Raw genomic sequence first — 8,779 nt, forward strand, 5'->3', positions numbered from 1 at the left:
AAATGAAGGCATAGTAATTGCCGCATTTGAAAAGGGAAGCTTCGGCTTCCCTTTTTATTTTTTGGTTATAAGGTGAATTTTGCCTTTGTCCGCTTAAACTTTCTTTTCTTTCCTGTAAAACAAAACCTTAGCGAAAGCGATTTTCATACGCTGGAGCGAACGGCTATTTTCTTGTTAAAACCCTCAATAATCCCCCAGCCTATATAGCTAATCGGTCTTAAATCGGCGATAGATCTAAGTGGTAATAAGAACGGTTCTTGTTTATATTTCTAACCGTAATTAATGTTTTAGGAATCAAGATGTACGTTTGTCTTTGCCACGGTGTATCCGATAAGAAAATCAGACAGTTAGTATTGGAAGAAGGCATTGTGGATATGCGCAGCATTAGAAAATGTACAGCACTTGGCTCGCAATGCGGCAAATGCGTTAAGCAAGCGAAACAGATCCTAAACGAAACAGCACCACTGTTGTACAAACAAGCCTGCTAAACTGCAGTTCGCTTTTTTGACTCTTTGTTGATTGGTTCTACAGTTAAATGAACCAACGAGGAGGGTTACTTCATGAAAGGCGATCCAATTATTATCCAGCATCTCAACAAAATACTTGGCAATGAACTCATCGCCATCAATCAATATTTCCTCCACGCAAGGATGTATAAAGACTGGGGGTTAAAACATCTCGCAGATAAGGAATATCATGAATCAATTGATGAGATGAAGCACGCGGATCACTTGATTGAGCGTATTTTGTTTCTTGAGGGGTTACCTAATTTACAAGATTTGGGTAAGTTGAATATCGGTGAGGATACCGAAGAGATGTTGGCAAGTGACTTACAGCTAGAGATGATCGCGATTCCCGATCTTAAAGCGGCCATTGCCTACGCTGAAGATGTACGAGATTATGTTTCTCGAGATCTGTTTCAGGACATTCTTGAAGATGAAGAAGAGCATGTTGACTGGCTTGAGACGCAGCTCGGCTTGATCAAAATGTCCGGCATTCAAAATTACTTGCAAGCTCAGTACGTCGATGATGATGGTGACGACTAACCCACTGTTTCAATTCTTAAATTTTGCGCTTGCCTTGCGGGCGCATCCTCTCAATTTCAGTATAAAGTTGTGGCTCTTTTAGCCAAGACATTTTGCTTGCTAAATTTGCTCTCTTTCTGTACTATTCGTGCTCCTTAAAACTCGGTCAATTATCTTTAGTTCCTTGCTTCCTCTGGACGACCGGGCCACTCGTGGAAGCTAATAATCCGTAAGGAGCAACACATGCGTCATTACGAAATCGTATTCATGGTTCACCCTGATCAAAGCGAACAGGTTGCGGGCATGATCGAACGTTACACTGGTTCTATCACTGAAGCAGGCGGTACTGTACACCGTCTAGAAGATTGGGGCCGTCGTCAACTGGCTTACCCAATCAACAAGCTTCACAAAGCTCACTACGTTCTTATGAACGTTGAAGCTGACCAAGCTGTAATCGATGAGCTAGAAACTGCTTTCCGTTTTAACGATGCAGTTCTACGTAACATGATCATGCGTACTAAAGCAGCGATCACTGAGCAGTCTATCATGCTTAAGCAGAAAGAAGAGCGTGCTCCTCGTCGCGAAGAGCGTGCAGAGTCTCGTCCAGAAGCTGCTGCTGAGTAATTGATTGTATGACCAATCGAATGGAGCTAAGTGGCACCGTCGCTAAGCCTCCGATTCGTAGTAAAAGCCCTAGTGGAATAGAGCACTGCCGTTTTTGGTTAGAGCACCGTTCTACTGTTATTGAAGCCGATTTAGCTCGCCAAGTTTATTGTCGTATGCCAGTCGTCATCAGTGGGCCTAGGTCACAAGCATTAACTCAAAATTTAGTACTAGGCAGTAACATTAAGGTAGGAGGCTTTGTCGCTTACCAAACCGGCCGTAATGGCATAGGTAAAATAGTGTTGCATGCCGACCACATCACTTATATTTAGATCAGGAGATAGCCCATGGCTCGTTTCTTCCGTCGTCGTAAATTCTGCCGTTTTACTGCAGAAGGCGTACAAGAGATTGATTACAAAGACGTAGCAACTCTTAAAAACTACATCACTGAAGCTGGTAAAATTGTTCCTAGCCGTATCACTGGTACAAGCGCTAAATACCAACGTCAACTAGCTCGTGCTATCAAGCGTTCACGCTACCTAGCTCTACTACCGTACACTGACAAACATCAGTAATCGGTTCGTTTTATTAAGAAAGAGGATTAAATAATGCAAGTTATTCTACTTGATAAAATCGGTAACCTAGGTGCACTTGGCGACGCTGTAAACGTTAAATCTGGCTACGCTCGTAACTTCCTTATCCCACAGGGTAAAGCAGTTATGGCTACTAAAGCTAACGTTGAAATGTTCGAAACTCGCCGTGCTGAACTAGAAGCTAAAGTTGCTGAGCAACTAGCTGCTGCTGAAGCTCGTGCTGAGCAAGTTAACGCACTAGAAGCAGTTGTACTTGCTTCTAAAGCTGGTGACGAAGGTAAACTATTCGGTTCTATCGGTACTCGCGACATCGCTGAAGCAATCACTGCTGCTGGCGTTAAAGTTGTGAAAAGCGAAGTTCGTCTTCCTGAAGGCGCACTACGTAACACTGGTGAGTTCGCGATCAGCGTTCAACTTCACTCTGAAGTTTTCGCTACAGTTAACCTACAAGTTGTTGCTGAGAAGTAATTTTCAGTCTCAGACGTATTAGTAAAAGCACCTCCTAGAGGTGCTTTTTTTTGTCTTGAATTTGGCCGTAGGAGAATGGTTCTACGTGGCAACTAGAAGATGAAGAGAAGGTTGACGGAAAAAATGCTATCGGCTTTTTCGAGCCCTTCAGGCACGCGATCATGATATTGGCGTGAGTGAGCCAATTTTAACGCGATGTCTTCAGTAATATTATTAGTGACACTCAGATCCGTATCGATACGCGTATTACTGTGCCCAGAGACCAAGGTCATGTCGGCAGAGAAGGCGAGGTTATCCAACGCTTGCCAACGAGTATTAAGATTGCCACGGAAAATAGCCTCTTCTACAACATCTGGGAAAATGATGTCGTCATCATCGATCTCATCTTGATTTGGCTCCTGGTAACGAAAACCAGGCCCCACCTCAACCTCAAGGACAAACAACTCGGTATTGGAGAACTGATAACCCAATCCTCCAGAGAGTGTATAATCTTTAAAGTAGGCACTGTAGCGTGAGTCGATGCCTTTGAAGCTACCATAGGCATAGGTTTTGGCGCCCAGCTTATAGTCGCTTTGCGCGCTGTAGGTAGATTGGCGCTTATCTTCTTCGCCATCTTTGTACAATAGGTAGTACTTCCATTCACCGTTAGTTCGATAGCGACCTTTGGTATACTCAGCGCTGAGGCGCGAGTTCAACGATTGTGAGTCAGAATTACCAGAGTGAGATTGGTAACCAAACTCAACCTCTGTTTTCCATGGGGAAATGATCTCAATCTCGTCTGGATCTTCCATATCATGCGCATGGGCGAGCATAGTGCTCATTAAACCTAAACTGGCCAGCCAAACTCTCGACACAAAGACTCTCAAATCGGAAAAAATAAACGATGAATACTACAGCAGCACGATGATAGTGTGAATAACCTGATTCATCGTCAGCGATAAGTTAATTCTATATGAGATGCACAAACTTTGGTTTGGCTAAAGACAAGTGATGTATTCTCATTATAATGAACACCCACGATAAGTAGTTGAGCAGAACCATGGCAGATACCCGTTCGGATAATCGCAAACGTAAACATCCTGATGCACAAGTGGATGCAATAAAAGTCCCTCCTCATTCTCTAGAAGCAGAGCAGTCCGTCATCGGTGGCTTGTTGCTCGATAATGAACGCTGGGATACGGTTGCAGAACGTGTCATGGCGATAGACTTTTATAGTCGTCCACACCGCTTAGTATTTGAGGCGGTCAAACGTATTCTTGAAGACAGCAAGCCTCTCGATCTGATCACGTTATCTGAGCATCTTGAACAACATGAACAGTTGGAAGATGTTGGTGGCTTCGCTTACCTTGCGGATCTGGTTAAGAACACCCCAAGTGCGGCGAACATCAACGCTTATGCAGATATCGTGGCGGAACGAGCCTTGGTGCGTAACTTGATCAGTGTTGCGAATGAGATTGCTGATTCGGGTTACGATCCTCAAGGCCGTACTTCCGATGATTTATTAGATCTGGCAGAGAGCAAAGTCTTTGCGATTGCAGAATCTCGTACCACGGAAAGCGAAGGTCCTCAGAACGTTGATAACATTCTTGAGAAGACGTTAGAACGTATTGAACTACTCTACAAATCGCCACAAGATGGTGTGACCGGTGTGAGCACTGGTTTCCACGATTTGAACAAGAAGACCGCTGGCTTACAAGGGTCGGATTTGATCATCGTCGCGGCGCGTCCATCAATGGGTAAAACCACTTTTGCGATGAACTTGTGTGAAAACGCAGCGATGGATCAAGATAAGCCTGTCCTTATCTTCTCACTAGAGATGCCAGCAGAACAGCTAATGATGCGTATGTTGGCCTCGCTTTCTCGTGTGGACCAAACCAAAATTCGTACTGGCCAGTTGGATGATGAAGACTGGGCGCGTATTTCTTCTACCATGGGTATTCTCATGCAGAAGAAAAATATGTACATCGATGATAGTTCAGGCCTAACACCAACGGAACTGCGTTCGCGTGCACGCCGTATTGCGCGTGACTCGGGTGGCTTGAGCATGATCATGGTCGACTACTTGCAGTTGATGCGTGTTCCGGGTATGCAAGATAACCGTACCCTAGAAATTTCAGAAATCTCACGCTCATTGAAGGCGTTGGCCAAAGAGTTGAATGTGCCGGTCGTGGCGCTTTCGCAGCTAAACCGTTCCCTAGAGCAACGTGCAGATAAACGCCCTATTAACTCAGACTTACGTGAATCGGGTGCGATCGAGCAGGATGCCGATTTGATCATGTTCATCTACCGTGATGAAGTTTATAACCCAGATAGCTCAATGAAGGGCACCGCAGAAATCATTCTAGGTAAGCAGCGTAACGGTCCAATCGGTTCGGTGCGTTTGACCTTCCAAGGTCAATACTCTCGCTTTGATAATTATGCCGGTCCTGCATTTGATATGGATGACGAGTAACACTATGAGTTATATGAAGGCAGCAACGGCGCATGTCGATCTTGCTGCACTGAAGCACAATTTACAACAAGTTAAGCAACAAGCGCCAAATAGCAAAATAATGGCGGTCGTGAAAGCCAATGGTTATGGCCATGGTTTACGCCACATTGCTAAGCATGCGCAAGATGCGGACGCCTTTGGCGTTGCTCGTATCGAAGAAGCATTGCAGTTGCGTGCTGCTGGCATCGTAACCCCGATCTTATTGTTGGAAGGGTTTTACTCGCCAGGTGATCTACCGGTGTTGGTGACGAACAATATCCAAGCAGGTGTACACTGTATTGAGCAGCTAGAAGCATTAGAAAATGCTCAGCTTGAAGCGCCAGTGCAAGTGTGGCTGAAAATTGATAGTGGCATGCATCGTTTGGGTGTGCGTCCAGAACAGCTCGAGTCTTTTATTTCCCGTCTTAATGCTTGTGATAATGTCGCTAAACCGCTGCGCTTTATGAGTCATTTTGCTAGCGCTGATGAGCTTGAGAAATCAACCACTCTTGAGCAAACTGAGCAGTTTTTAGCGCTGACTCAAGGTTGCCAAGGCGAGCGCTCATTGGCGGCATCAGCCGGTATTTTAGCTTGGCCTGAAAGCCAGCTGGAATGGGTTCGTCCCGGTATTATCATGTATGGCGTCTCGCCATTTAGTGACAAGTCGGCGGCGGAACTGGGTTATCGCCCTGTGATGACTTTAAAATCACACTTAATCGCCGTTCGTGAAGTGAAAAAAGGTGAAAGCATCGGCTACGGTGGTATCTGGACCAGCGAACGCGACACCAAAGTAGGTGTGATTGCGATCGGTTATGGTGATGGTTATCCGAGAACCGCGCCGAATGGCACGCCGGTATGGGTTAATGGCCGTCGGGTACCCATTGCGGGTCGCGTATCGATGGATATGCTCACGGTGGATTTAGGCCCTGATGCCACTGACAAGGTGGGTGATGAAGCGATCATGTGGGGCAATGAGCTTCCTTCTGAGGAAGTGGCCGCACATATTGGTACGATTGCCTACGAGTTGGTGACTAAACTGACACCACGAGTCGACATGGTCTACTCAGACTAATTATTAAGGGAACGCAAATAGCGTTCCCTTTGTCGTTTTAGCGTGACTGATATTGTACGGAATAAGCTGTTTGCTTTATTCCCCTTGAATAGTCGCGATAAGATGGCGAGATCCACCATGATCGCGATGTTCGCCTAAATAAATGCCTTGCCATGTGCCTAAGGCTAAACAGCCATCAGTGATTGGAATAGTGACACTCGAACCCAGCGTTGAAGCCTTGATATGCGCTGGCATGTCATCATCCCCTTCATAGATGTGTTGGTAATACGCTGCGCGTTCGGGAACATAGTGATTGAAGTGTTTTTCCATATCACTGCGCACGGTAGGATCGGCATTTTCGTTAAGGGTTAAGCTAGCAGAGGTGTGTTGCACAAACAGGTGTAATAATCCTACTGAAAGTGATTGGATTTGCGGTAACTGTTGTTCAATTTCATCAGTGATCAGATGAAAACCACGGGGTTTGGCCTGTAAGCTGATCGTTTTTTGAGACCACATAATCTTTCCTTAACGAATTGTTTGGCAAATCTTATGAAGCTGGCTAGGCTAGTTGCACAGCTTTAGATTGGCCTTTAGATAAGCTAAGCTTTTGAACGTGATATACCTCAATGTGATTGAGTTTTCACTGAGTCATAATTAGCCATTGAAAAAAAATTACATAACCTTGTGTTTGCAGCTTAATGCCCAAACATCAGGAATAGCTTCTTTTTTTGCTTAAAATCGGGGATTCCTAGCGAGTGATTAACTGGCGGGAATAGAGCCTACTGTAACATCGGAATAGAGACCATGTTGAAAAATATTAACCCAACGCAAACTCAAGCGTGGAAAGCGCTAACTGCTCATTTTGAATCTGCACAAGATATGGATCTGGCAGAGCTTTTTGCTCAAGATGCGGCTCGCTTTGACAAGTTTTCTACACGTTTTGGTGACGATCTTCTGATCGATTACTCTAAAAACTTAATCAACCAAGAAACGTTACAACATCTTTTCGCGTTAGCAAAAGAGACGGATCTTCAATCAGCAATTGAAGCGATGTTCAGTGGTGAAGCGATTAACAAAACAGAAGACCGCGCAGTGCTGCACACGGCATTGCGTAATCGCAGTGAAAAACCAGTGATGGTTGATGGCCAAGATGTGATGCCAGCAATCAATGCGGTGTTGGCGAAAATGGAACTGTTTACGCACCGTATCGTATCGGGTGACTGGAAAGGTTACACCGGTAAAGAGATCACTGATGTCGTGAACATTGGTATCGGCGGTTCTGATCTAGGCCCTTACATGGTGGCTGAAGCACTCGCACCGTACAAAACGCGCCTAAACATGCATTTTGTTTCTAACGTTGATGGTACTCACATCGTTGAAACGTTGAAAAAAGTAAACCCAGAAACGACATTGTTCCTGATTGCATCGAAAACATTTACCACTCAAGAAACCATGACCAATGCACACACTGCGCGTGATTGGTTCCTAGCGGAAGCGGGTGATGAAGCGCACGTTGCTAAGCACTTTGCGGCACTCTCAACCAACGCCACCTCAGTGGCTGAGTTTGGTATTGATACCGACAACATGTTTGAATTCTGGGATTGGGTTGGTGGTCGCTACTCACTATGGTCAGCAATCGGTCTGTCTATCTCTCTAGCGGTCGGTTACGACAACTTTGTTGAGCTATTAGAAGGCGCTCACGAGATGGATAACCACTTCGCTGAGACCGAGCTAGAAAACAACATTCCAGTTATCTTGGCGTTGATTGGCCTATGGTACAACAACTTCCATGGTGCAGAGTCTGAAGCAATCTTGCCTTACGATCAGTACATGCACCGTTTTGCTGCGTACTTCCAGCAAGGTAACATGGAGTCGAACGGTAAATACGTAGACCGTAACGGCGAAGCAGTGACTTACCAAACTGGCCCAATCATTTGGGGTGAGCCTGGTACTAATGGTCAACATGCGTTTTACCAGTTGATCCACCAAGGAACTAAGATCATTCCTTGTGACTTTATCGCACCAGCACTGAGCCATAACCCAGCAGGCGATCACCACCAAAAACTGATGTCGAACTTCTTTGCTCAAACAGAAGCATTGGCATTTGGTAAGAGTGCTGAAACGGTTAAAGCGGAATTTGCTCAAGCAGGTAAGAGCGAGGCAGAAATGGCTGAGCTAGTACCATTCAAAGTGTTTGAAGGTAACCGTCCAACCAACTCAATCCTAGTGAAGCAAATCACGCCACGTACTTTGGGTAACTTGATTGCAATGTACGAGCATAAAATCTTCACTCAAGGCGTTATCTGGAACATCTTCAGCTTCGACCAATGGGGTGTGGAGCTTGGTAAGCAGCTAGCAAACCAAATCCTACCTGAACTAGCAGATGCCACTGAAATCAGTTCGCATGATAGCTCGACCAATGGTTTGATCAATGCGTTCAAAGCTTTTAAAGCTTAGTCGTTAGCATACTTGAAGCCACGATACTGAGTATTTTGGCGAGCAAAAGTTGAAACGTAAAACGCCAGCGATGCTGGCGTTTTTATTGGTGCGTTTTAATCTTTTCTCGCTT

General features: G+C 45.3%; 11 protein-coding genes. 9 read left to right on the forward strand and 2 right to left on the reverse strand.

The window, feature by feature from the left end:
• Window positions 1-299: 299 nt before the first annotated feature.
• The 6 genes from RH85_RS20545 to rplI all read left to right on the forward strand — a co-directional run bounded on the left by RH85_RS20545 (window position 300) and on the right by rplI (window position 2,689).
• A complete protein-coding gene (locus RH85_RS20545; RefSeq protein ID WP_006714673.1) occupies window positions 300-488 on the forward strand; it encodes a (2Fe-2S)-binding protein in 189 nt (62 codons plus the stop codon).
• A gap of 72 nt (window positions 489-560) precedes the next feature.
• On the forward strand, window positions 561-1,046 hold the full coding sequence (gene bfr / locus RH85_RS20550) for a bacterioferritin (RefSeq protein WP_006714674.1): 486 nt from the start codon (window positions 561-563) through the stop codon (window positions 1,044-1,046).
• A 222-nt stretch (window positions 1,047-1,268) separates the two neighbouring features.
• The gene (gene rpsF, locus RH85_RS20555; protein ID WP_005596629.1) at window positions 1,269-1,649 is read left to right on the forward strand and encodes a 30S ribosomal protein S6; all 381 of its coding nucleotides are present in this window, start codon (window positions 1,269-1,271) and stop codon (window positions 1,647-1,649) included.
• Window positions 1,650-1,657: 8 nt separating this feature from the next.
• A complete protein-coding gene (gene priB / locus RH85_RS20560; RefSeq protein ID WP_006714675.1) occupies window positions 1,658-1,960 on the forward strand; it encodes a primosomal replication protein N in 303 nt (100 codons plus the stop codon).
• A gap of 15 nt (window positions 1,961-1,975) precedes the next feature.
• A complete protein-coding gene (gene rpsR / locus RH85_RS20565; RefSeq protein ID WP_000090472.1) occupies window positions 1,976-2,203 on the forward strand; it encodes a 30S ribosomal protein S18 in 228 nt (75 codons plus the stop codon).
• Window positions 2,204-2,236: 33 nt separating this feature from the next.
• The gene (rplI, locus tag RH85_RS20570; protein WP_005596634.1) at window positions 2,237-2,689 is read left to right on the forward strand and encodes a 50S ribosomal protein L9; all 453 of its coding nucleotides are present in this window, start codon (window positions 2,237-2,239) and stop codon (window positions 2,687-2,689) included.
• Between the two features lie 92 nt (window positions 2,690-2,781).
• Here the strand turns inward: rplI and RH85_RS20575 are convergent, their stop codons facing one another.
• The gene (locus tag RH85_RS20575; RefSeq protein ID WP_006714676.1) at window positions 2,782-3,501 is read right to left on the reverse strand and encodes a DUF481 domain-containing protein; all 720 of its coding nucleotides are present in this window, start codon (window positions 3,499-3,501) and stop codon (window positions 2,782-2,784) included.
• Window positions 3,502-3,728: 227 nt separating this feature from the next.
• On the opposite strand from RH85_RS20575, the gene RH85_RS20580 reads away from it, so the two are divergent.
• Both RH85_RS20580 and alr read left to right on the forward strand, forming a co-directional pair.
• A complete protein-coding gene (locus RH85_RS20580; RefSeq protein WP_006714677.1) occupies window positions 3,729-5,141 on the forward strand; it encodes a replicative DNA helicase in 1,413 nt (470 codons plus the stop codon).
• Window positions 5,142-5,154: 13 nt separating this feature from the next.
• Window positions 5,155-6,231: an alanine racemase gene (gene alr, locus RH85_RS20585; RefSeq protein WP_006714678.1), complete on the forward strand. Its 1,077-nt coding sequence runs from the start codon at window positions 5,155-5,157 to the stop codon at window positions 6,229-6,231.
• Window positions 6,232-6,306: 75 nt separating this feature from the next.
• Here alr and RH85_RS20590 read toward each other — a convergent pair whose 3' ends face one another.
• Window positions 6,307-6,726, reverse strand: a complete 420-nt coding sequence (locus tag RH85_RS20590) for a secondary thiamine-phosphate synthase enzyme YjbQ (protein ID WP_006714679.1) — start codon at window positions 6,724-6,726, stop codon at window positions 6,307-6,309.
• Window positions 6,727-7,014: 288 nt separating this feature from the next.
• Between RH85_RS20590 and pgi the strand changes: the two genes are divergently transcribed.
• Window positions 7,015-8,667 carry a glucose-6-phosphate isomerase gene (gene pgi / locus RH85_RS20595; protein WP_006714680.1) on the forward strand — a complete coding sequence of 551 codons (1,653 nt, stop codon included), beginning with the start codon at window positions 7,015-7,017 and terminating at the stop codon, window positions 8,665-8,667.
• The last annotated feature ends 112 nt before the right edge of the window (window positions 8,668-8,779 follow it).

The organism is Vibrio ichthyoenteri ATCC 700023 (genome assembly GCF_000222605.1).
Classification (GTDB): Bacteria; Pseudomonadota; Gammaproteobacteria; order Enterobacterales; family Vibrionaceae; genus Vibrio; species Vibrio ichthyoenteri.

Coding starts and splice junctions, on each gene's coding strand:
- RH85_RS20545 (WP_006714673.1), top strand. CDS start 300: ATGTACGTTTGTCTTTGCCACGGTGTATCCGATAAGAAAATCAGACAG.
- bfr (WP_006714674.1), top strand. CDS start 561: ATGAAAGGCGATCCAATTATTATCCAGCATCTCAACAAAATACTTGGC.
- rpsF (WP_005596629.1), top strand. CDS start 1,269: ATGCGTCATTACGAAATCGTATTCATGGTTCACCCTGATCAAAGCGAA.
- priB (WP_006714675.1), top strand. CDS start 1,658: ATGACCAATCGAATGGAGCTAAGTGGCACCGTCGCTAAGCCTCCGATT.
- rpsR (WP_000090472.1), top strand. CDS start 1,976: ATGGCTCGTTTCTTCCGTCGTCGTAAATTCTGCCGTTTTACTGCAGAA.
- rplI (WP_005596634.1), top strand. CDS start 2,237: ATGCAAGTTATTCTACTTGATAAAATCGGTAACCTAGGTGCACTTGGC.
- RH85_RS20575 (WP_006714676.1), bottom strand. CDS start 3,501: ATGCTCGCCCATGCGCATGATATGGAAGATCCAGACGAGATTGAGATC.
- RH85_RS20580 (WP_006714677.1), top strand. CDS start 3,729: ATGGCAGATACCCGTTCGGATAATCGCAAACGTAAACATCCTGATGCA.
- alr (WP_006714678.1), top strand. CDS start 5,155: ATGAAGGCAGCAACGGCGCATGTCGATCTTGCTGCACTGAAGCACAAT.
- RH85_RS20590 (WP_006714679.1), bottom strand. CDS start 6,726: ATGTGGTCTCAAAAAACGATCAGCTTACAGGCCAAACCCCGTGGTTTT.
- pgi (WP_006714680.1), top strand. CDS start 7,015: ATGTTGAAAAATATTAACCCAACGCAAACTCAAGCGTGGAAAGCGCTA.